This window comes from Spiroplasma eriocheiris, from assembly GCF_001029265.1.
GTDB classification, from domain to species: Bacteria; Bacillota_I; Bacilli_A; order Mycoplasmatales; family Mycoplasmataceae; genus Spiroplasma; species Spiroplasma eriocheiris.
Genome location: NZ_CP011856.1, coordinates 1,279,363 through 1,304,003, shown reverse-complemented (window position 1 = coordinate 1,304,003; position 24,641 = coordinate 1,279,363). Strand labels below are relative to the sequence as shown.

Genomic DNA, 24,641 nt, shown 5'->3' with positions numbered 1-24,641 from the left:
AATGAAAAAACTTTTAGCCTGCTTAGGGGCATTAACTATTACAACTAGTAGTGCTTCAACAATTTTAGCATGTAACCCCGGTTCAACAAGCAACAAAACCAAAAAGGACCCGGTGGTTAATCCAATTATTGATAAAGATCGCAAAATTATTAAAAAATTTACAAAATGAACAGTTGACAGCCCGCTATTATTTAATTCGGCCAATTATCAAAGTTTAAAAGTAGAAGATCTTAAGCAAATAATTACTAACCAGTTACCGATGGATAAAAATTATGAGGTTGTTTTAGATAATGAAACTTACCAGCCAATTAATGTGAAGGGTACAGAAGTTAATAATGGTAGTATTGATGTTTCGATCTTACATAAGGGAATGGCAATTGCGGACCGTGAAACAAAGCAATCAGTTTTTACAGTTAATTTTTTAACTAAAGAAATTAATGATGCTAAAAACTTTTGAAGAGACCTTAATGAAAAAACCCCAGGTTCAGTTTCGCGATTAACAGATTTTAAATTAAATTTTAATGGGGCAAAAATGTCATTAAAAACAATTTTGGGATTAATTCCCAGCTTGGTTAGCCTTGGCAAATTACCTACAACAATCCCCAACTCATTTGCAAGTGAGGATCCTAATCAAAAACAATGAACAGAATTTACTAACCAATTAACTAGACTTCCTGCCATTGGCAATATTATGAAGATTACTTTTGATGAAACTTTTGAAGTTGCTTCCCGAGTAAAAATTAAAATTAGTGGAAATGTTGGGGATATTATTAATGCCCTGGCTCCTGATTTAATTCATTTCCATAATTTCTTACTATCTCAAAAATCTGAAAACCACAATAATCTTATTTTGTCACTAATGCAGTATCTATTTAAAAAACCAACTGATATTAATAATGATGGTTTTACTAAAATTAATTCCCAAGTAAAACACCCAATAACTACTAATCTTGATAGCATTATTCATAATTTATTTCAATCTTGACAGACAACAACTGGTGAAAGCTCAAAGATTACTGAACCATTTAAATTAGCTGCCATGATAAAAATACCAATATGAGGATGAGAAACCTATCAAATCAAGTGAGATCGTGGTGATATTGATTTAGGGAATAAAAATATTAATAAAATGGGAAAAGATCTTTTTAGCCAACTTCTCAACCATGATCTGACGAAAGATGTTTCTTTAAAGATTGATTTAGGAAGCATCATTCCTACAATTCCAGTCTCAATTCCGTTAACTAAATTAGTTAATTCATTAATACCAGAGCTATTAGTGCAACCAGACTTCAATAATGATGAAATTACTAATAATAATTTAACAATTTTATCAGGAAAAAGTGTTTTTGAAATTACTAAGGATGGTAAAAACTGAGAGGCTGCAAATAATATTGGTGATATTTTAAATGAAGCAGTTAAGGATGTGCGTCTTAAAATTGAAAATTTAAAATTAAAAGTAACATCGAAAAATGATTCAACAGTTTCTTTTGAAACAAATGATAATATGACAACAACAGTAATGTTAGATATTGATTTGAATAGTATCTTAAAATAATATTTGGAAAAGAATTTTTAACTTGTCAGTTAAAAATTCTTTTTATTTACGACCATCATAACCATCTTGAAAAATTAATTAATTTTAAGTATACTATAAGTACGGGGATGTCTTGGCTTCGACAGGAATGGTAGAATTTCATCGGCAGTAGTTTGGCAGACTATAATGCTTCTAGGTTTGAAGAAACGCAAACAAAAAAGAAAAACAAGACAAAATTGCAATGCCAGCATTTATGATGAACAATCAATTTGCTGGGGCAATGTTAGCCGCTTAGTACTCGCTGTTAGAGTTTTGGCTAATCGTTAGTGTTATTAATTGTAGATTATTAATGAGCTAATGTAGAAGAAGTTTAATCTAATCGGGATTATAATTGATAATGCTATAATCTTTAAAAAGAATTATCTAGTTATAAGGTTAGTTGTTTTATCCTATTATCTTATAATGAACCAAAACTGATAAAACTAAACTGTAGAAGATGATTGGAAACTGTTTGTGGACGCGGGTTCAATTCCCGCCATCTCCACCATTTTTTTATTTTGGACCCCTTTTTCAAAAAGATTCTTGATATAATAATAACGTTAGAAATAACTGAGGTGGTAATAAAATGGGTAATATACTAAATACAATATTTGTTTACTTATTTTTTATTGGAATTTTTTCTATTATCTATATGTTTACCTGAGGGTTGGTTCGAAATTATTTTACGCGGTTTGCTTTATATTATAAGTTAATTATTGGGGGATTGTTTGGAATTTTAGTTGTTCTTGCCCAAGGTTTAATTCCGTATTTTGTGAAAGATATTGATAAAAATATTGCAACGATTTATTTACCTGTTTTATTAGGGTGAATTATTAGTGTTTTTATTTCATGAATTTCAATTATTTTATATTTAACCATTATATTACTGGGAAATTTTGTTTTAATTCCGGCAACTAATATTGAATTTGTCCAATTATCAGGGACCGCTAGTATTTTAATTTATTTTGTGCTATTTATTATTGCCATTATTGTCACAATTATTGGATCATATTTAAAATGAACACAGTGAACAATGTGATCATTAATTACTTTAATCTCATTTATTCTAGTTTCAATTGTAACATTAACTATCCATCAAAGTGATTCTTTTACCAAGGGTTTAGTCGAAGAATTAAATGTTTTAATTTGAATTGCCTTTAGTTATCTTGGTTATGGGATTGAATGAATTATTGAAATAATTTATGAACATGCGATTAAATTACAAAATATTATTGAATATGATCGGACAACTTATATTCGTGAAGCATTAGCGCATGAGGCAATTTATGATTTAATTAACCGCCAAAAAATTCAACGGGGAGTGTACTTTACCTTTGAAATTAATAATTTTAATAAACTAGATAAAATTGTTAGTGGAAATATCAAAAATAAAATTATTGATGTTGTTGCACGGCAAGTTTTTAACCAGTGACAAAATGATGATGTTTTATTTTTTAAAGCTAGTTTAAATCATTTTGGGATTTTTTTACCTTTTGATAAGAATTTAAAAGTAGAAATTAATACTTTGCTAGAAAATAACCGGTTTAAACAGCGTCCTGCTGATGATGTTTTAAAAAAATTTGAAATCCTTTTACAAAAAGTTAACACAACTTTTGCTTTACATAATTATAAAATTAGTATTAAATTACAAGGTTATGCATCAATCTATGGAATTCAATCAAATAATTTGGAAAAGCTAAAAGAGTATAATATTACCACTGCCGATAATCGTAATAATATTGAATATGAAAACCAAGTAATTTTTGCGGATATTGCTGAAATTCGTGAGATTAAAACGCAAAAAAGAAATATTTTAGCTTTAAATGAATCAACTAATCTTGAAAAAATTATTAGTTTATTTTATCCCGTTATTAATGTTGAAGAAAACTACCAAGTTGAATTTAACTATACTAGCAATCTTGTGAATGGGTCAACATTGGAATCATTTTATGATAATGATTTAAAAAATGTTTTCTTAAAAACTGAGCAACATATTTTATCCCGTTTTAATGCTGCTTTAAATATTAAGAATTTTAAAAAATTAGATGATTATCTAGAGCGAAAAGTCTTTATATCTTATTCTGCAAACTTTATTGCCAGTGAAATGTTTAACTTAAAAAAATTTGCCACTAAATTAATTGAATTAAAAATTAAACCATCGAATTTAATCTTAACTTTTGATTTAAAAGAACCAAGTTTTAATACTAAATTATTTACTAAAAATTTGGCGCTAATCCGCAAGTTAGGAATTAGTATTGCGGTTAAAAATTTAGGAAGTGATAATACAGATGTTACTAGTTTATACTACTATCAACCAGAATTTGGGTTAATTGCACCCGAAGTCATCCGGGAAATGTTTATCCACTTACATAATCAAGAATTAATTAAAGACTTAATTTTATTAGCAAAGAAATTAGGAATTAATTTAGTTGCTTCCCAAGTAAATAGTTATTTAACTTATAAAAAACTTAATGAATTTGGGATTAATTATATGTTAGGAAACTTGTTTGGTTATTTTGAAGAACCACAGACCACAATTAATAATGAAGTCCGTTATTTATTATTAAAAAATCTTACGAAAGGAGACAAAAATGCGCTTAAGAAATAAACCATGAGCAAATGAATATCTTAATGAACATCCTGAATTTTGCATTCTGCACCCGGAACAATACCAGGGGCATTGAACTTCGGAAGTTTTTAAAAATAACAAACCCTTAAATATTGAAATTGGAACTGGTAAGGGTGATTTTATTATTAATTTAGCAAAGGCTAATCCTGATCAAAATTATGTGGGTATTGAAAAATATCCGTCTGTTTTAGTTATTGCCTTAAAAAAACTAGTAGCTGAAAATTTAGATAATTTAAAATTATTATCATATGATGCGATTAAATTAAAGGATATATTTGGTAAAAATGAGGTCCAAAAAATATATTTAAATTTCTCTGATCCGTGACCGAAAAAACGCCATCAAAATCGGCGTTTAACAAGTAAACCATTTTTAGCTTTATATCAAGATATTTTACAAAACAATGGTGAAATCCATTTTAAAACTGATAATGATCATCTGTTTGCCTTTTCATTAACTACCTTACAAGAGAATCACTGAAATATTATTGATTATACTAATGATTTATATAATAGTAAGTATTTAAATAATAATATTCCCACTGAATATGAAAAACGGTTTGTAGCAATGAATAAAAATATTAATTATTTATATGCTAAGAAAAGTGATAAGATAATTGGTTAAGATTTAAGGTTTTTGCTAGCTCATCCTTATTCTTTTCATCCACAATGCCGGTTAGTTCAACGTTATCAGAATGATAACTTTTTTTAATATTAGTAATTAAATAATTCCGACAAATTTCATCCACCAGTTTACTATTTGAAAGGTGAAAATTAATTGTTAAAGAAATTTGTTGGTAATATTCACCAATGGCTGCTTGTTTTAGAGTTTCACTAACACTATGAGCATAAGCTCTAATTAATCCGCCGGCTCCTAATTTAATTCCGCCAAAATAACGGATAGTTAAGCATACAATATTTGTTAAGTTATGATGATTTAATACTTCTAACATTGGTTTACTAGCGGTATTAGTTGGTTCACCATCATCATCTTTGCGGATGATATCCTTATTTTTACCAATAATATAAACATAACAGTTATGGGTTGCGCTAAGATCCTGATGGGCTGCTAAAAAATCACGGGCTTTAGCTTCTGTATCCACCGCTTTTAGTAAACAAATAAATTTTGATTTTTTAATAATTGTTTGGGATGTTAAGATATTAGGGTTTTTAATAATATTCATCGGAAACCTCATTATTTTTACTTTCTTTGATTATAATAATTATATAATAAAGGTAGACAGATAAGGAGAAATAAAATGTGACTTAAATATTTGTCAGAATGAAAACCATTCTTTGAACAAGAAAGTAAAAAACCTTATTTTATTAAATTAGTTAGTACAATTCAAAAAGAATACCAAACTAAAACGTGCTATCCAGCCCAAGAAAATATTTTAGCATTGTTTAATACGATTACTCCGAGCAAGATTAAAGTGGTAATCATTGGGCAAGATCCTTATCATAATAAAGGACAAGCAAATGGACTATCTTTTAGTGTTAATGATGGTGTTAAATTACCACCTAGTTTGGTTAATATTTTTAAAGAATTACAAAAAGATTTAAATATTGATCATTTTCAAAGTGGTAATTTAATTGGTTGGGTAAAACAAGGTGTTTTTTTATACAATACAATTTGTACGGTTGTTGAAAAATCACCGCTAAGTCACAAGGATATTGGTTGGTTAGAATTTAGTACTAATTTATTAATTTATTTAAATGAAATTCGTGATGACATTATTTATGTTTTATGAGGTAGTTATGCGCAAAGTTTTGCTCCATATATCAAAAATAAAGATAATATTATTAAGGGAGCTCATCCTTCACCATTTAGTTATCACTTATTTAAAGATCAACATTTTTTTCAACAAATTAATGAGCTATTAATAAAAAACAAAAAAAAGTCTATTGATTGAAAAATGTAAGGTATAATAATTACATGAATTATTCAGGATTATTATGCGATTGATAAAGAATAAAGGATTGAGAGGCGACTATGAGCTTATTAGCGAGTTTTAGTGACATATCAAAAATATTATATAGTAACAAGATGGCTTACTTTGCTAGTGCAGTAGTCGGAGTCCTTTTTTTAGTTTATTGTGTATATAATGGATTGTATTTTTTAATTAATCCGAAAAAATACCATGGGATTCGGTTTACAACTAAAAATATTGCTTATATCACAATGCTATCAGCAGTTTCAGCAACTGTCACAATTATAATTTCAGTAACCGTGCCAATTACGGTGTTTCCACCGATTAGGATTGCTTTTGAGGGATTAATGGTCAAGATTAGTGGTTTTATTTTTGGCCCAATTGTCGGATTATTATCGGGAGTAGTTACCGATATGATTGTGATGTTATTTGTCCCTTCTTATGTCCATGTAGCGTACATTATTGTAATTGCTTCGTTTGGGTTTATTTCTGGTTGTGTTTCTTCTTTAAACCGTGCAGTTGGACAACGGAAATGAATTTTGTTTTTATTAACTAATATTTTTATTATTGTTTTTGGAACTTTTGCTAGTTTAATGACATGATATTCACCGGTTGATACAATTGAATTATTTGCTGGTTTAAAAACTAATAAGGATGTCTTAGTTTATATTATTGCGATTGGAACGGGTGCCTCATTAGTAATTATTTGAATTATTATGTTTGTATACCGTTATTTTGATAAAAATAAACAACACTATTGAGACTTAGTAGCAGTTATTATGTTAGCTGTTATTAACGAATATTGAGTAACCACGCTAATCTCCGCCTGGGGAGATATTGCCTTCCTAACCGTGTCCCAGAATAAGAATTCGGGAACTGATGGTTATGGAGTAACAATGATCTCCCGTTTAGCGATGGCTCCAGTTAAAATTCTCTTTAACTCGGCAATTATTTATATTACATACCGGGCAATTTCACCGTTAATTCATAAGGATACTAATGAAGTTTTGCAAGATAAAGTTAAAGTAAAACCAATGTTAAAATAAGTTTTACTTTTTTATTTGCTTAAAAATAAGAAAAAAATTAGTAAATATTAAAATTTAAAAATAATATATTTTTTTCCAATTTAATATAATTAACCAAAAAAAGTATTGCAAAAAAAAAAAAAAAAGCGCATAATTCACTTGAAAGGAGAAATACAGAATGGAAATAGATCATAAATTATTTAATAAATCGCATAGTGTTTTAGAATCAAAGGTAAAAAGTCAACAAGAAGCTTTCCAAGAATTGGGAGAATTAGCTTTTAAATTAGGCTATGTTACTAGTGTTGAAGCTCTGATTGCTGGATTTACAAAACGGGAAAGTGAATCATCAACTGGGTTTGAAGATGGTTTTGCCATTCCACATGCTTTAATTCCGGAAGTTACAAAACCAGCAATTTTGTTCTTACGAATGACAAATGGAGTTTATTGAAAATCAATGGATGGTAAACCAACAAAAATTGCCATCGCAATTATTATTCCTGGTGATAAGGCAACAGAACTTCACTTAGATGTGTTAAGTTCAATTTCAGTTAAATTAGTGGATAAAAGTTTTCGGGATAATTTAAAACATGCCAAAACACCACAAGAAGTTTTAACATTAATGGGTAGTGATGTTAAACAAACCAAAAAAGTTGTCCCAACTGGTAAAACAATTGTGGGGGTCTCAGCTTGTACAACTGGGGTTGTTCATACATATATGTGTAAGGAACTACTAGAACAAGCTGGTGCAAAAATGGGATATAATATCCACATTGAATGTCAAGGGCAAAAAGGATTAGAATATGAAATTCCGAAAAAAATGCTTGATGAAGCAGAAGTTGTTATTTTGGCAAATGATGTGGGAATTGATATGGACCGTTTTATTGGGAAAAAAGTTTATCCCTGTGGAACTGCCCCCGTTGTTAAAGATGCCGAAAAAGTAATTAAGGATGCTTTAGCAAAAGGTTACATTTACGGAGAAAGCAATGATAATTCTGACTTTATTGCTAACTCTGGACGGGGGAAACCAGCCATCTTAAAACACTTATTAAGTGGGGTTTCTTACATGATTCCGTTTGTTGTGTTTTCGGGATTATGTTTTGCGATTATGTCAGGAATCGCGAAGGGAACTTATGGTGATGGCTTTGGCTTTGGCTCATCATGAAATATTGGTCAAACTGCGGCAGATGGTCACATCATTACTTTAGCAGATTGGGGAACAACAAAAAACTTTAATTTATTACAAATGGCGCATGTGTTAATGATTATTAACAATATTGCGAATATTGGTTTTGGTTTAATGATCCCAATTATGGGAGGTTATATTGCCTTCTCAATTGCGGGAAGACCAGGAATTGCCCCAGCAATGATTGTCACTTATATGTTAGTTAATCCTGGATCAGGATTATGGTGAGACTTTAACGGGGCGTTAAACTTGAATGGAGGAGTTATTGACGCTCATCAACCATTCCAAGGAAACGCTAATAACTCATGAACATTATTTGGGGCCATCTATGCTGGATTAATTTGTGGATACTTAGTAAAATATGTTAATTCATGAAAAGTGCCAAAATGATTAGCACCAATTATGCCAATTATTATTATTCCATTATTCTGTACTGCAATCGTGGCAATTCCAACAGCATTCTTATTAGCTGCTCCCTTTGGATATGTCATGGGTGGTTTAGATTATGGTTTAAGTTGAATGGGAATTCACCCTAACATTTGATTCTTAGTTGGTTTAATCTTAGGAGCCATGGTTGGTTTTGACATGGGAGGACCAATCAATAAAATTGCGGTGTTAGTAGCAACTTCAATGATGGTGCAAGACCATGGTCGTTTAATGGGGCCAGTTGCTGCCGCGATCCCAATCGCCCCATTAGGATGTGCATTAACATCAACTGTTTTGGGAAGAAAATTATTTACCGCACAAGAAAAATCATTAGGTTGAAATGCTTGACTATTAGGATTTATGGGAATTTCAGAATCAGCAATTCCGTTTGCAGCTCGTGATACATGACGAACAATTGTTGCAAATGTTGTTGGTTCAGCTGTTGCCGGAGCGTTAGCCTTTGCCTTCAATGTTGCTGAACACGTTGGAGCATGAGGTTCATTCATTATTGCCCTATTTGGCGGGGTAACTGATACTTCGGGTAACTATATTGGAATTCTTTGATACATTATTGCAATGTTAATCGGAACTGTAGTACAATCATTAATATATACTTCATTACTATTGCAAAAAGAAGGTTTATACAAAAAAACCGTACTTGCTATTTTTGGAAAATTACATAAAGAAAAAAATAGTATTCAAAAATAACAATAATTAAATAGCAAGTATTTAAAATACTTGCTATTTTTATTAAATAAAGGACTGGTTTAAATGAAAAAGTGACATTGATGATTTGAAAGTGAATATGGGAAAGCGTTTGTTAATATTGAAGATGATACCCTTGTTATTAAAAACCGGGGCGTTGTTACTTTTGGACTACATAAAAAACGGGATGTTAAAATTAAAATAAGTTATATTAAAGAAATTATTATTCAAAAACCAAAATTATTTCAAAGTGGTTATCTTTATTTTGTCCTAACAGATGAAATTCCAGAAACTGAACAAACTAAAATTGTATTATTAAATAATAGTGTTAATATTAAATGGAAAGACGAATTAGTGTATGCTGGTGAAATTAAAGCAGCAATTGAGGGGAAAAACCAAGGAGCGTAACTGCATGAAACTAGAAGTTTTGATATCGTTAATTATTTTAATTGTTTTTACAATTATTGGGGTAGTTTGTACAATTTTCCATATTTATTCTAAAAACAAACGGATTAATGCTGGTTTTGTTGCGGAAAGTAATTTAAGTTTAGCGAATCGCATTAAGCGTAATTTGTGATTATTTTTTGCTTGTTTATCAGCTGCGATTGCCTTAGCCGCGTTGATATATTTAATCCAATCAGTTACTTAATTTTTATTTTTTTTGTTGAAAATTAAGGTGATTTCCTATTAATTTTTTAGAAAAAAGATAAAATATTCTTAGTAATTATTAGAGTAGGATTTATAGATTGTGAATGCGTTTGAACAACAAGAACCAAAATTGTCAGGGAAAGACAAAAATCTTTTTTTTGCCAAATTAAAAATTAAAGATGCCAAACTTATTTGGAAGTTAACATTTCCAATCTTTTTGCAATTTACCCCCAGTTTAATTGCCTCGGGAACCTTAATTGTTTGTGGTAATTTAATTGGCCAGCAACGGGAAAATGAATTATCAGATGTAATTGTGTCAGGCTTGGTCGTTAACTTTTTAATTTGTACTTGTTTAGCATTTATTATGTTTATGATTGCTCCGTTTTTATTATCTGCTTTAAGTGCTCAGGATGCTAATATTCCGGGTACTAACATTAATGAGCTCCAATTTGCAATTCAGTATTATCGGTTTTTATTATTAAGAATGATCGTTATGAGTATTACTCAGGTTTTCATTAGTGGTCTACAAGCTTGTAAACATAATCGTCATGTCATGATTGGTGCGATTATTTCTAATATTATTGATATTATTATTGTTACTTTAATGTTATTTGTTTTTAAAATTAATATTTTATATACAGCATTTACTATTGTGATTGCTGGAGTTTTTCAATTATTTTATATGTTAGGTTTTAACTTAAAATATATTAATTATCATAATGGTCATCATTTTTTTCAAAAGATTAATTTAAAATTTATTAAAGAAACTGTTTTTTTAGGGGTTCCGATTGCCGCAGAAATGGGGATTTGAAATGTTGCTAATTTAATTAATCAAATGGCAATTGCTAAACTGGGGGATGAATTATTAAGTCTTAACCGAGCGGTGAGCACTGTTATTCAGTATGCCACTGTTTTTACCCAGGCGTTAGCAACAGTTTGTTCTGTTTTAGTTGCTAATAAAATTGGTGAAGATGATAAAGAAGGAGCTTATCAATACGGGATTCAATGTTGAAAATTTGCCACCTATGTTTCTTTTGTTGGCAGTTTAATTATTCTGGCTTTAACTTATCCTTTATTAAAAATTTTTAATATGCCAACAACCTTAATCAATAGTTGTGGGTATTATTTATTTTTAATTCTTGTTTTTAAAATGACTTGTGACACGGTTAATTTAACAATTTTACGAGCGCTCTGAGCCGCCAATGATGTGTGATTTCCCTTAATTGTTTCAATTTTTTCAATGTTTATTTGACAAGATGCCTTTGCTTTTATGATCATTAGTGGTTTTAAAGTAACTGGTACTTTAGGATTAATATTAATCTATTTAGGAACAACTGGTGATCCAATTACCCGCTCATTAATTTATGCACGACGATGAGTGAAACGAACTTGATATAAATATGCGAAAAAATTATAGGGTTTTCTTTAATTGCTTTTATATTTATCTTATGTTTTAATTAAAATAGTTTTATTTATAAAAGTGAGAGATTAAATAGAACTATATTGACAGTATTTTAAATTAATAAACTCAGAATAAAAATTAATGCCATAAAAACACAAGAGTACTTTAATAGAATTTATTGAATGCAAAAGTAAGCACGGTTAGGAAAAATTCAATTTTAAAATTAACATAGTTTGTTAACTATTATTTTAATGTCGAAATTATGAATTTTTTAAAATAAATTTTGTTAAAAGTATTATTTATTAAATAAATAATACTTTTTTGTTGTTTAGAAGAAAGGAAATAACTAAATGTTGAAACGGAGATTTAAATATTTTATTTTATCATGAACAATAATATTATTTTTAATAATTTTAGGATTAGGTTTAGGACTATCTGCTTATGGATTAGGGATGCAATCTCGTAATTTTGCTTATAGTATTAAAGACTATATTGATGAAATTTTACCAAAAGGTAAATATACTGTTGATACTGATATAATAAGTCAGTTTGCTCTAAAAAATAAAATTGGGATTAATCCGGCGACTGGGACATATTATGATGATCCCAATACGGTGGCGACAGATTTATTATTAGATGAAAGTTATTCTTCCCTAGATTTAGGACCATCTGCTTTTTATGAGAGTGGACTAGCTTGGTTGGGAGAGCACCAAGCAATTAGCAACTTATTAGCCCCTAATTATCAACAAACAGATTTTTATTTAGGGACTGGAAAATGAGATTTATCACAAAAGTTTCAGTGAATAACTCATTCAAATTTCTTTCCTTATAATGCTAAAGGAAGTCAAAAAGAATTAAAATGTGAAGAAGCGTTGGTAAAAAAGGGAACTTGTCGAGTGGTTGATGGCAAAATTCAACTTTGACAAGCTAGTGATTATCAGGGAATTGCATATTGGGATGCTGTTAAAGCTCAAGAAAAATCAGATACTTTTAACCAATATTTAGGTGAATTTGCAATAATTTTAGTTCACGCTAAAGTTGATACAAATGGGAAGTTAATTCCGAAACTAGATGACAAAGGCCATACAATTAAGTTAACTGCAGAAGAAAAAACCCGTTTGACATCAACAACTCCAGTTAACTTTTACCATTTAAACTATGCCAAAGCATTCTATCAAACCCGGATTGGAACTATCTTTTTAATAATTTTAACTCCTATTATTGGAATCCTTGGAATTACTGGCGTAGTTAGTATTTTCCGTTGTTTTCCAAATGGATTAAATAATTCTACAAAATAGTAAATAAATCTTTACTATTTTTTCTTTTTTAATTTACAATATTAGAAAAGAGAAAGAGGTGTGAAATGACTAAAATAATAAATCCCAAGATTAAAAACTTAATGAATTTAGAATTAAAACGTCAGCAAGATCATGTCGAATTAATTGCTTCCGAAAATTATGTTTCCGAGGCTGTTTTAGCAACAGTTGGCTCAGTGTTGACTAATAAATATTGTGAAGGTTATCCACATAAAAGATATTATGGGGGATGCGAATATATTGATGAAATTGAACAATTAGCAATTGACACAATTAAGAAAATTTTTGGGGCCGACCATGCGAATGTACAACCGCATTCTGGAAGCCAAGCTAACGCCGCCGCTTATTTCGCTTTATTAAACCCAGGTGATTCTGTATTAGCAATGGATTTATCAGCAGGTGGTCACTTAACACATGGTCACAAAGTTAATTTTTCGGGTAAATTATATAATTTTCATGGCTATGGAGTTAATCCAGAAACCGAAATGTTAGATTATGATGCAATTGAAAAACAAGCACTTGATTTAAAACCAAAATTAATAGTGGCGGGAGCAAGTGCTTATTCTCGTGAAATTAATTTTAAACGGTTTAAAGAAATTGCTGATAAAGTAGGAGCTTATTTTATGGTTGATATTGCCCACATTGCTGGTTTAATTGCTGCTGGATTACATCCTAGTCCTATTCCGTATGCGGATGTTGTTACTTCTACGACCCATAAAACTTTACGTGGACCACGAGGGGGATTAATTCTTTGCAAGGAACAATGAGCTAAAAAAATTAATAGTGCTGTTTTTCCTGGTAATCAAGGTGGACCACTAGAACATGTGATCGCGGGCAAGGCCCAATCTTTTTTAGAAGCCCTAGAACCTGATTTTAAAATCTACCAACAACAAATAATTAATAATGCCAAAACTTTAGCCCAAGTATTTATTGATAATAATTGCAAAGTAATTTCTAACGGAACTGATAATCATTTACTAATGATTGATGTTAGAACTAGTTTTAATTTAACTGGTGCCCAAGCCGAAGAAATTCTACAAAAAATTGGAATTATTTCTAATAAAAATATGATTCCCTTTGACCAAGAAACTCCAGTAGTTACTAGTGGCATTCGGTTAGGAACTCCCGCGATGACAACCAGAGGCTTTAAAGAGCAAGAATTCTTAGAACTAGGTAAAATTATTATTAGTGTATTAACAAATTATAGTGACCACAATCTAGTTCTTAACCAAACCAAAGTTCGTGATTTATTAGCAAGATTCCCAATTTATCAAGATATTAAATACTAAATGAATGCTTAATTAATTTTTTAAGAATGAAAAAAAGTTTATTATTTATTATTAGTAATATGAACATTATAGTTTAATAGCGGTTATAATTAAGACATAGTTAGTTGAGTACGGAAAGTGCCAAAAATATTTTTGGCACTTTTTATATTTTTTAATTAAAAATAAAAGGAAACAAATTATGGAAGAAATATTATACGATGATGAAAAATTACTAACATTATGAAATGATTTTAATCAAAAATACGATGAATTAATAAAAATAAATATTAAATTTGCTGATTTAAAAGATAAGATGAGTAAGTTTACAAGTCAATGATTAAAAAATAAAGAAACTCTATGACTTAATTTTAATCAACAAAATGAGCATTTTATAATTGTTCAGAAAAGAATGGCGGTTTGTTTAGATTATTTTTTTAAAAAAATGTCAGTTAAAGATATTTTAAGCATTTTAAATTTGACAGATATTAAAAAAATGTATAAAATTCGCAATAATTTGAGTAATTTATGGGATAGTATTACTAGTAAAGAAAATGAAGTTGGACAATTACGAGCCCTTGTGGTGGATTATCAAGATTCATATTTATTTTTTACAAACTATTATTCTAATTTAAAAAACCAATTTAATAAATTGATTGGTTTAAATGGTGAAAAGGAAATCAAAATTAAAACTACAATTGGTAAAATGCTAACAATTTCAGAGAAAAACATTCACATAATGAATGAAAATATTAAAAAGTATCATTATTCAATTAATAAACCTAGTAGTATTTTATCAGAAGTTAAAGAATTTTTAAGAAAATACTATGATGATAAAAATGATGATTTTATAGGATACCCTTTTGATAATCCATTAAATTTACCAACAGAAGAAATGATGTTTAAACAATTAAATTATATTTTTCAATGAGTAACAAAGCAAAAAAATAAAATATTACTTCATGAATTGGATATAAAAAATGATTTAGGTATAGTATTTAATTATTTAGAAAAAACATGAACAGAAATTCAAAAATTAGTGGATGATTTTGAAAAAAATGTTCTTAATTATCTAATGTTGCCATTTAATTTAGAATATATATGGCTAAGTTTACATGATTCAAACTTTCCTTGGTTTGATAGTAAAGATTATGTTAATTTGCCTCAGGAATTTCCTAATCAAGAAATAAGAAAAACTGTTAATATTTTACAACAAGATATCAATTTTTGTCTTAAAAAAATATTATTAATTGAAGAATTTCTAGATTATAACTTAAGTCCTGGATTATACCAAATAGAATCACCAAGCGTATCTGAATTTTCAGATTTCAAGAAAAAAATATTAAATATAAAGACAATTAAAGCTTTAACAATTAAAAAATTCAAAAAATGAAATAATAATTGAAACTTGAAAATTAAAAATGAACATTTACTATTAGGAGAAATTGATAAAATTTTAGAAGGGTATAAAATTTTAGATGAAAAATATCCAAAAGAGAAGTCTTCTAGTTGAATATCAGAAGATCCAACTTTTGGAGATAATAAATTCCTTAACCAATTAATTTATGATTCATCATATTTAAAATTTTTTCGAAATAATACCGAAGGAGCTTGATGGCTTCTTTATAGAATTAATGATTGTTTAAATAATTATTTTTATGTTGGTGACGTGGATTGGCAAGAAAAATTAATAAAATTAAAAGAAATGTACATAGAAGAATTAAGTCCAAAGATATGGGACAAATGATCAATATTACGTAAAGATAAAATTGAAAAATTTACCAATGATATTTATATTAATAAAAATCGGATTAAATATTATTCTGCGTTGGGCGTAAAAAACCAATTTATCGGTTTTCGTCAAGAGCAAATTACTTACAGACTTAAAGAAATTGAATGTCAAAAACAACTAATTAACGAAAAAGAACAAATCTCGGATAGTGAAAATAATAAATAAAAATATCAGATATTACCTAGAATTGATTGAATCACTGCTAGTTTTTATATATAATATATTTGCTTTATACATTAAACCCTGGTACGGAATGATGTAAGGAGGCAAGAGCCAATGAGACAAACAACTATCTTAAATTCAGCGAAAGTTGAAAAAAAATGATATGTTATTGATGCTCAAGGTCTAGTTTTAGGGAGATTAGCAAGTAAAGTTGCGATGATCTTAAAAGGAAAAAATAAACCAGCTTATACACCCCATGTTGATTGTGGAGATAATGTTATTATTATTAATGCTGATAAAATAGCATTAACAGGTAATAAATTAAAAGGTAAAATCTATTATCACCATTCACAACATCCTGGAGGGTTGAAAAAAACAGCTGCAAAAGATATGTTAGTTAAAAAACCAATTTATCCAGTTGAACATGCAATTAAAGGAATGTTACCAAAGAATAAATTAGGAGCTCAATTATTCCGTAATTTATTTGTGTATGCTGGTAATGACCATCCACATCAAGCACAACAACCAATAAAGTTAGAATTAACTACTAAATAAAGGAGTCGAATATGGCAAAAAAACAAGAAGTTATATATCGTGGAACTGGGCGTCGAAAATCATCAATCGCTCAAGTTGTTTTAACTCCTGGTAAAGGTAATGTGATTGTGAATGGAAAACCAGCTTTGGAATTCTTTCCATATGCTACTTTGGTACAAGACTTAGAACAACCTTTAGAAATTACAGGAGTAAAATCTGACTTTGATATTAATGTTAAAGTTTCTGGTGGAGGATTTACTGGACAAGCAGGAGCTACTAGACTAGGGATCGCAAGAGCCTTAATTGAAGCTTCACAAGATTATAAAACCCTTTTAAGACATGCTGGGATGCTAACTCGCGATGCTCGGATTAAAGAACGTAAAAAATATGGTTTACGAGGAGCTAGAAGAGCACCACAATACTCAAAAAGATAGATGCTTATGAGAAAAGTACACTTTGTGTACTTTTTATTTATTCTATTTTTTGCGATATTTTAATAATTTAGTATAATTAAAGAAGTATGAATTAGTGGGAGCATAAAGTAGGTGAAGTATGGTGGACAATGAGTTTTTAATTAAAGGTGATCGGTTTAACGGGAAAAATCTTTTATTAAATTGATACTTTCTTACCAACAGTAAAAGTAAGTTTAACGATGAGGATGTTAAAAACTTACATTTAAAAAATATTAATACTGTTAATGAACTATATAATTTTTTTAAAACGCATACTTGTATTGCTGATTTTTTTATTTGTTTAATTAATGATAAAGCTAAAATTAAAAAGGATAAAAAAGGCAGTGAAAAAGAACTCTTTGATATTTTAGTACGTTTTAAATCAATTACTTTTGTTGATGATTTATTAGATCCTAATTTATCGTTAACAATTTTAGGAGATATTAACCCGGAAATTGGAGTTATTAATGTAAAAAATATTTTTTTAACTGCGATGGAAAAAACTAAACAAGACTTTGAAACTCCCGGAGAAGGAGTTGTCTTAGAAATTGCTGATAATTTTAATCTTAACGAAGCAAAAACTCGTACCATTCTTGATTCAAATGTAATGGCTAATATGAAATTTTTAATTTCAACTTTTCAAGAAGAAAAAACTGAATGGTTGCAATATTTACAATTTCAGACCCAAGATTTAGAATATAAGCGAAGTAATTCTTGTCTATATCTTGATAGTAAATTAATGGAATATGTTAAGATTCCCAAAACAGTGCCTAATTTTGAAAAATACCATGATGCAAAGTTTAGTGCTAATAACTTTTGATATGTTCCAAAAAATATTTTTATAAAAAATAATATTAAATTAAACCCAAATAATTATGAAGAAATTATTATTGCAAATTTAACCTTGTTTGTCGCTGATCAAGAAAAATATCGTTGTTTAAAATCATTACAAAATTTAAGTGTCGCTCCGCTCAATTTAAACCGTTCTTATAAAAAAGACAACCCATTAACTTTGATGGAATTTAGTTATAATGATAGTTTTGCCCAAGATTCAAATGATATTATTGATTTAGGTTTTAATATCAATACAACGCAACATATTAATGATAGTTTAACTCCTGCACTTATTTTAGAAAAATTATGAAATATTTATCTTAATGAAAATAATATTGATAAACCAAATGGTGAACAGCAGGAAATTTCTCAATTATTAAAAACGCATTTAAAAGATTATCAGCCAATTAATGCATATTATGAATTACAAAACGAAGAAGAATTATCGCTCCCGGAACTCAATAACCAATTTCCCCAGTATGGTTATTTAACATATGTTGGGAAAGGTGACTCAACATTAATTCGCCGGAGTTCTGTAATTTTAGAAAAAATTAGTAAAAATGATGTGGCTAATCCTTATCTAATTAATTATATTTTTAATATTGAAGATGTTAAAATTAAAAATCAAAATCATTTATTAACAATTAATGATTTAACTTTTGCTTCGAATAATTTAAATGAAGAACAAAAATTAGCAATTGTTAAAACCCTAAATTCCCAAGATATCTTTTTATTACAAGGTCCACCGGGAACTGGAAAAACTGAATTTATTGCGGAATTAGTTTATCAATATGCAATGTTAGGAAAAAAAATATTAGTATCCTCACAAAACCATACTGCTATTGATAATGTTTTAATGCGATTGTATAAAACACCCCAAATTGCTCCGCTCCGGCTAACGGGAGAAGAAGTTCGTAAGAAAAATAAATTTACTGATTTTAATCCGGATAAATTAATTTTTAACCACTATCGTTTTATTTATACTCATTTATTACAAAAGTATCTAGCAAAATGAAATGCGCTTGATTATGATTATGAAAATCAAAAATTAGAATTACAAAAATTAAAAACAAATGCCAAAATGTTAACACAAGAAATTGCTGAAGCCGAGAAATTAAAAGTTAAGTTAGCAGAATTAACAAAATTAAGGGACGACATAATTAATAATGAATTAATTACAAAAAATAAAAATAAGAAACTTATTATTGAAATAAATAATATCAATAATATTTTTGAGATGTTAAATGATTATAACTGGTCAGGAGTTATTAATCCAAATTCAGAAGTTGGTGAATTATTTAAAAAACATTTTGGTGTAATTATCCAGGAGAAACTAGGAACGGAATTTGATTCTTCATTTTCAATTCAGAGCACATATCAAAAAATCATTCAAACTACAAATAGTAATAATAAATTAATTACAATTAAAGAGCAAGAACTTTTTGAGTTAAAAAATATTAACAAAGAAAATCGCGATGATGATTGACTAGTTAAATTTACGACAGTATACCAAGAACTAAATGATTTAAAGGCAGTTGATCATAAACAAGAAGTTGATATCACACAATATGAATATGCAATTAGTGCTTTTCAAAATGATTTAGAAATGCTAAAAGTAATTTATGAAAACCGCTTGCATAATTTACAAGAATCAAATAATGGTACTACAATTGCTCAATATGATCAGGAGATTTCTTATTTAGCTGATGAAGTTAAAGTATTAGACCAAAAAGTGGTAGGTTTAAAAATTGAAATTGAAAATCTAGTGCAAAGTATTAACAATATTTTTAATATGCAGTTAACTATTAAAGACATTGCAGCAACTATTAGTGACATTGACCAAGCAATTAATGAAATTGATCTTAACATTAAAAATATTGTTAATGAAAAAAATCAAAAAAATAATTTTGTGAATAATTTAATTAATTTTTTAGATAATAATTATCGAATTGGCGAGTTTTTAGATCAGGAAAATATTAACAGTAACAAATTTACTTCTTTTATGGAACGAGACACAGTTTCATATGCTAACCAATTTTTGCAAAATAATGTTAATGTGGTTGCAATGACAGCAACGGCTAACCAATCTTATGCCCAAAGTAAAAATAAAGTTTTACAAGATTATAATATTAGTGATATTGATATTAAAAAATTTGCATTTGATGTTGTAATTATTGATGAAGTAAGTAAGTTAACCCCGATGGAAGTTTTTATGCCCTTAGTGTATGGTAAGGCAGTTGTCTTAGTTGGCGACTATCGCCAGTTACCTCCAATTATGCCTTATCGTGAAGAAGACATTGCAAAAATAAATACTGTTTATCAAGAACATTATAGTTATCATGATTTTAATGAGTTATTAACTAATTCAATGTTTAAAAAATTAGTTGCTAAGTGTGATGATTCTGTAAAAGGAATTTTAACAAAACAATATCGTAGTCATGAGGATATTATGCGAGTGGTCAATGTCTTTTATGAAAATCAATTACAATTAGGTGACTCCGAAAATCAAAATAATTTAAAACAACATTATATTAAAGTTAACAATAAAAAAGGGTTAACTATTTTTGAACCGCGCAAAGCAGTGTATTGAATTGATTCAACAAAAGATGCAACTAATACTAACATAGTTTACGAACAAGGTGAATCAGGAAGTACTAGTTTATTCAATTGGTTAGAAATTGAACTAACCGTAAAAACTTTATTATTAATTGAAGAAGGCTATAATAACCAAGAAATAAAGTTAGCTAAAAAACCTAAAGTAGCTGTTATTAGTTTTTATGGTCTCCATGTTAAAAAATTACGTCGTGCAATTAGTAATTTAAAATTTAAAAATATTATTGTTGAGGTTTCAACAGTTGATGATTACCAAGGGCGCGAAACCGAAATTGTGATTGTTAATACTGTTCGTAATCCGAAAAACCAAGAAAAAGCGAATAAAGAATTTATTAAAAAATATGAGCGGTTAAATGTTGCTTTTTCGCGGGCAAAAAATATGTTAGTAATTATTGGAGCCATTAATTTCTTTGCTCATATTGAAGTGGAAATCCCAACCATTGCAAATCCTGAAATTACCAAAATGGTAAAAGCATACTATGAAATTATCAAAATCATTGATGAATATGGAACAGTTTTCAACGCGAATGACATCTTAGATTAACAGAAAGGGTGATTATATGAAATTAGGAACAATTAGCTTATATAAAAAATGACTTAAATTAAAAACTATTGTTGGTTATCAAACTCCTAAGAAACCATCATTCTTTCAGTATCTAATTTTAAATACAATTGCCACTTACCCTAATAAAAAGAAAACCTTAGCAGAAGTTTTACGCACAGAGCTAAAAATTAATGATTTAACAATTTATGCTGATTGTTTAAAAGATTTAATTGAACGCGAAAATATTATTACCATTGATACTAATAGTTCTCTTCAATATGTTAGTACTAGTTATAACAATGAATGAATTGATTGTGCCTTAGGTGTTTTTGCCATTTCACGAGAAGCGCTTGTTGCACTTGAGCGTGGAACTTTATTAAGTAAACATAACAACCGGGAAGCGTTGATTGATTTTGTTTTTGACCAGTTTACTGATATGTTATTAGTTAATAATAGTACTGTTAACTTGACAGATAAAATTACTGAGGATGATTTAGTTATTAATGCCCCCACTGCTGTTGATCTGACAGGGAGTGATCTTTTTAATTATTTAAATGAATATAAAAAAAATGAATTAAAAACTAACCAGTTTAATAAAGATACTACTTTTAGTTTTATTAAATCTAATAATACAAAAATTGAAATGACTTCTGACAAAATTACTAATTTATTTAATCCCACTTATGAACCAGTTCAAATTAATTTAGCGCTGACAACTTTCAAAGATATTAAGTTAAAAGTGGAGAATGATAAAAATTTACAAAATATTTTAGATAATAATGATGCTATTAAAGGAACAGTTGTTGATTACTTTTTAAATAAAATGACCAATGAATTAAAAGAATATTTTAATTTAAATTTTTCACGTTTAAATATTAATTTATTTGAAAGTGATTATTTACAAGATCCCCGTTATATTACCACAACATTAGCTAACCCGCGGATTTTAATTGTTAACAGTGCTTATGTAAATGAAAATGCAGTTATTAATAAAAAATATTATCAAAATAATAATTTAGAGTTAGTAATTTTTGTAAATGCTAGCCAAGATACTAATTTAGAGGATCTACGGACAGAGTTGCCATTTTTCCGAATTAGTAAAGACCTAGTAACATTTGACCATAATTTTATTACGTTATTTATAAATAATAAATTAGAAGCGGAGGCTTATGCCATTCAAGAAACTGAAATTATTAGTTTAGGGAAGAAAATTTTAGTGGCAAATAAATATAAGGATAACTACAGTAAAAATATTTTAAAAGAAATAATGCAATATTTAAATCAAAAATTAATAAAATACCAAGCTCAATTACGAGAACTAATTAGTAGTAAAAAAGAAACTAATTTATTTATCCATTTTTATTTGTTAGATTTAATAAATAATAATGATCATGCTTTCCAAACTTTTATGGAAAACCAAGCAACCGAACATTTTAATAATAAAACTGATTTATACTTACACTGAGAAGAAATTTGTGATTATTTAGTTTTAAAGCCTAACTATAAAAATACTATTCATAATACTTTAGTGGCAGATATTAAACAGTTAGCACATGAACAAAAAACAATTGTTCGAAGTTACAGTGTTTTATATAATGGTGAAATCCTTTCCAACAAAGATATTCTAAATACTTTGCAAGAATTATATGATGAGGATAACACCACAATGGGAGAATTATATGAATTAACGAAGATTGCTAGTCCAAGTATTGTTGAAAAAATTTGAAACCAAAATTTATTTAATATTGTAACTAAATTTATTAGGCTAATTAACCAAAATATTGCAAAAGAAATTATCGATCGCGATGATGATTTTGATGTTAACACTAAAAACACAGTCTTTTTAACTAACTTATATTCTTATGCAAAAGATTATGAAACATATCGTCAACAAATGGATTACCAATCAGAAACAAATGTTTTACAACGAAATTGAAAAATACTCTGGGAAAAAATAAATTTAATTAAAGCCCGCTTAACTAGTTTTCAAAATTCCTCGGAGTTAATTATTCAATTACTCCATTCTTTATCAGTTTTAGAATTAAAATTCCGTCAACTTAAACATGGGGAAGTATTTAATTCAGAAGTTAAGTTTAATGATTATATGAACTTATGCGAGTTTGGAAAAGCGAGTGTCTATGTTCTGAACAAGTGAGAAGGATATGTTGATGAAATATTAATTGTTGATGATTATGATGTTAATTATCTAAATGAAAAAATCTTTCTTTTAAAACCTAATTTTGAAAAAAGTAAATACAAAAAATTAAATGATTGATATAATGAATTAAAATTATATGTTTATTGTGAAGAATATCGTAATGAACAAAATGCTAATAAGAACCGTGAACAAATCAAAAAAATATTGGAAGGAATTGAAGAGGTGTTTGCATAATGAGTATGAGTGTTGAGCAGGTAATGTATAATTATCAAAAGAAAATTGAACAGTTAAAAATTAATATTAACTTTGTTCGTGAAAATTTAACAATTTTATTGCAGCAATTAAAAGCAATTGATGCTAGTGGTCTTAATTGCCAACAAACTGAAAAATATTTAAAAGAATTAGATGCAATTATTGCGGAGATTGAAAATAATGAATTAGTTAAAACTTTTTCAAAACAAGATCATGTTGAATTAGAACAAGCTAAGCAAGTAAATTTTTATTTAGAGCAAAAAAAATTACGGTTAGCAGAAATCCAACAAGAGGTAGAATTATTAAAAATACAAGTTATTGAAGATGAAACTAAGCAACGAGTTGCCAATTTAAAAAATCGTCTTAATTTAAACCATAATCAATTAGAACAAGAGTTATTGGCAATGTTTGATGATAAACAATCACAAGCAATTATTCTAAGTTTTTTTAAAGAAAATAAAAGTAAATTAGTTAATTTAAGTCCAACTGAAATTGCTGACATTGTTAAAGAAGAAATTAATAATTACCGAACAACAACTGACTTTGTTAAAAACCAATACCTTACTAGTTTTAAAGAACAAGTTAGTCGTGATAAGTTTGTACAAGCAGAGTTAGCAACTGATTTAGAACAATTTAGTAAGTTAGATCTAGAAAGTTCCCAAGAACTTAATAAAAAAGCATTAGCTTTACAAAACAAAATTATTACTAAGCAGTTAGATGAATCAGCTCGTAAACATGCTATTAGTTCAATTTTACAATCAATTCAAAAACGAGGGTTTATTGTGAATAATAATGACATTCGATTGGTAAAAGAAAATGAGGATAGTGTTGTTATTGTGTATGCTAAAAAAGTAACTGGTGAAGAAGCAATTTTTAAAGTTTATTTAGATGGTAGATTTACTTATAAATTTGAAGGATATGAAGGGCATGCACATGATACTGACGAACAGCCATTTATTAATGATCTATCTATGTATGATGTTTCCTTATCCAAAGAACAGAAAAAAACATATTTAAATCCTGACCGCTTAATGAATAAAGCAAAAATGAATGTTAATAATAATACAAATAAAAATAAAAAATAGTGTTAATCATAACACTATTTTTTTATAAAAAACCTTATAATCATTCTAATTTTTTGGTTTTCTAATTTTTCTTGATATATAATTAAAATGATGGAAGTAGTTTGAGAGAGGATAG

The 24,641-nt window shown here is 28.2% G+C and carries 18 protein-coding genes and 1 other RNA gene; 18 read left to right on the top strand and 1 reads right to left on the bottom strand.

The genetic code is table 4. From position 1 onward, the window contains the following. Position 1: 1 nt before the first annotated feature. From SERIO_RS05970 to trmB, 4 genes are all read left to right on the top strand, one after another. Positions 2–1,555, top strand: a complete 1,554-nt coding sequence (locus tag SERIO_RS05970) for a hypothetical protein (protein ID WP_047791919.1) — start codon at positions 2–4, stop codon at positions 1,553–1,555. 103 nt (positions 1,556–1,658) lie between these two features. Then, positions 1,659–2,081, top strand: a transfer-messenger RNA (tmRNA) gene (gene ssrA / locus SERIO_RS06420). 78 nt (positions 2,082–2,159) lie between these two features. Further along, a complete protein-coding gene (locus SERIO_RS05965) occupies positions 2,160–4,181 on the top strand; it encodes an EAL domain-containing protein (RefSeq protein WP_047791918.1) in 2,022 nt (673 codons plus the stop codon). Next, complete coding sequence (trmB, locus tag SERIO_RS05960; protein WP_047791917.1) at positions 4,165–4,824, top strand: tRNA (guanosine(46)-N7)-methyltransferase TrmB; 660 nt, start codon at positions 4,165–4,167, stop codon at positions 4,822–4,824. Before SERIO_RS05965 ends, trmB begins: the two co-directional genes overlap by 17 nt. Here the strand turns inward: trmB and SERIO_RS05955 are convergent. Beyond that, positions 4,796–5,383 (bottom strand): IMPACT family protein, encoded by a 588-nt coding sequence (locus tag SERIO_RS05955; protein ID WP_047791916.1) that lies wholly within the window; start codon positions 5,381–5,383, stop codon positions 4,796–4,798. The genes trmB and SERIO_RS05955 overlap by 29 nt on opposite strands. A gap of 75 nt (positions 5,384–5,458) precedes the next feature. Between SERIO_RS05955 and SERIO_RS05950 the strand changes: the two genes are divergently transcribed. The 14 genes from SERIO_RS05950 (at position 5,459) to SERIO_RS05885 (ending at position 24,526) form a co-directional block, all read left to right on the top strand. After that, positions 5,459–6,121, top strand: coding sequence for a uracil-DNA glycosylase (locus tag SERIO_RS05950; RefSeq protein ID WP_047791915.1), 663 nt, complete (start codon positions 5,459–5,461; stop codon positions 6,119–6,121). Between the two features lie 71 nt (positions 6,122–6,192). Then, a complete protein-coding gene (locus tag SERIO_RS05945) occupies positions 6,193–7,176 on the top strand; it encodes a hypothetical protein (protein ID WP_047791914.1) in 984 nt (327 codons plus the stop codon). 157 nt (positions 7,177–7,333) lie between these two features. Beyond that, positions 7,334–9,472: a PTS fructose transporter subunit IIABC gene (locus tag SERIO_RS05940; RefSeq protein WP_047792062.1), complete on the top strand. Its 2,139-nt coding sequence runs from the start codon at positions 7,334–7,336 to the stop codon at positions 9,470–9,472. Positions 9,473–9,535: 63 nt separating this feature from the next. Then, positions 9,536–9,877, top strand: a complete 342-nt coding sequence (locus SERIO_RS05935) for a hypothetical protein (protein WP_047791913.1) — start codon at positions 9,536–9,538, stop codon at positions 9,875–9,877. A 4-nt stretch (positions 9,878–9,881) separates the two neighbouring features. After that, the gene (locus SERIO_RS05930) at positions 9,882–10,118 is read left to right on the top strand and encodes a hypothetical protein (RefSeq protein WP_047791912.1); all 237 of its coding nucleotides are present in this window, start codon (positions 9,882–9,884) and stop codon (positions 10,116–10,118) included. A gap of 99 nt (positions 10,119–10,217) precedes the next feature. Continuing rightward, positions 10,218–11,534, top strand: coding sequence for an MATE family efflux transporter (locus SERIO_RS05925; protein WP_047791911.1), 1,317 nt, complete (start codon positions 10,218–10,220; stop codon positions 11,532–11,534). 335 nt (positions 11,535–11,869) lie between these two features. Next, positions 11,870–12,817, top strand: coding sequence for a hypothetical protein (locus SERIO_RS05920; protein ID WP_047791910.1), 948 nt, complete (start codon positions 11,870–11,872; stop codon positions 12,815–12,817). Positions 12,818–12,882: 65 nt separating this feature from the next. Further along, positions 12,883–14,124, top strand: a complete 1,242-nt coding sequence (gene glyA, locus SERIO_RS05915; RefSeq protein WP_047791909.1) for a serine hydroxymethyltransferase — start codon at positions 12,883–12,885, stop codon at positions 14,122–14,124. 178 nt (positions 14,125–14,302) lie between these two features. Continuing rightward, positions 14,303–16,057 (top strand): hypothetical protein, encoded by a 1,755-nt coding sequence (locus tag SERIO_RS05910; protein ID WP_047791908.1) that lies wholly within the window; start codon positions 14,303–14,305, stop codon positions 16,055–16,057. 111 nt (positions 16,058–16,168) lie between these two features. Beyond that, positions 16,169–16,609: a 50S ribosomal protein L13 gene (gene rplM / locus SERIO_RS05905; protein ID WP_047791907.1), complete on the top strand. Its 441-nt coding sequence runs from the start codon at positions 16,169–16,171 to the stop codon at positions 16,607–16,609. 11 nt (positions 16,610–16,620) lie between these two features. Next, complete coding sequence (gene rpsI / locus SERIO_RS05900; protein WP_047791906.1) at positions 16,621–17,022, top strand: 30S ribosomal protein S9; 402 nt, start codon at positions 16,621–16,623, stop codon at positions 17,020–17,022. 118 nt (positions 17,023–17,140) lie between these two features. Continuing rightward, entirely contained in the window at positions 17,141–21,031 is a 3,891-nt protein-coding gene (locus SERIO_RS05895) for an AAA domain-containing protein (protein WP_047791905.1), read from the top strand. 16 nt (positions 21,032–21,047) lie between these two features. Beyond that, positions 21,048–23,423 (top strand): hypothetical protein, encoded by a 2,376-nt coding sequence (locus SERIO_RS05890; protein WP_047791904.1) that lies wholly within the window; start codon positions 21,048–21,050, stop codon positions 23,421–23,423. Continuing rightward, on the top strand, positions 23,423–24,526 hold the full coding sequence (locus tag SERIO_RS05885; RefSeq protein ID WP_047791903.1) for a hypothetical protein: 1,104 nt from the start codon (positions 23,423–23,425) through the stop codon (positions 24,524–24,526). The genes SERIO_RS05890 and SERIO_RS05885 overlap by 1 nt, the downstream gene beginning before the upstream one ends. Positions 24,527–24,641: the final 115 nt, after the last annotated feature.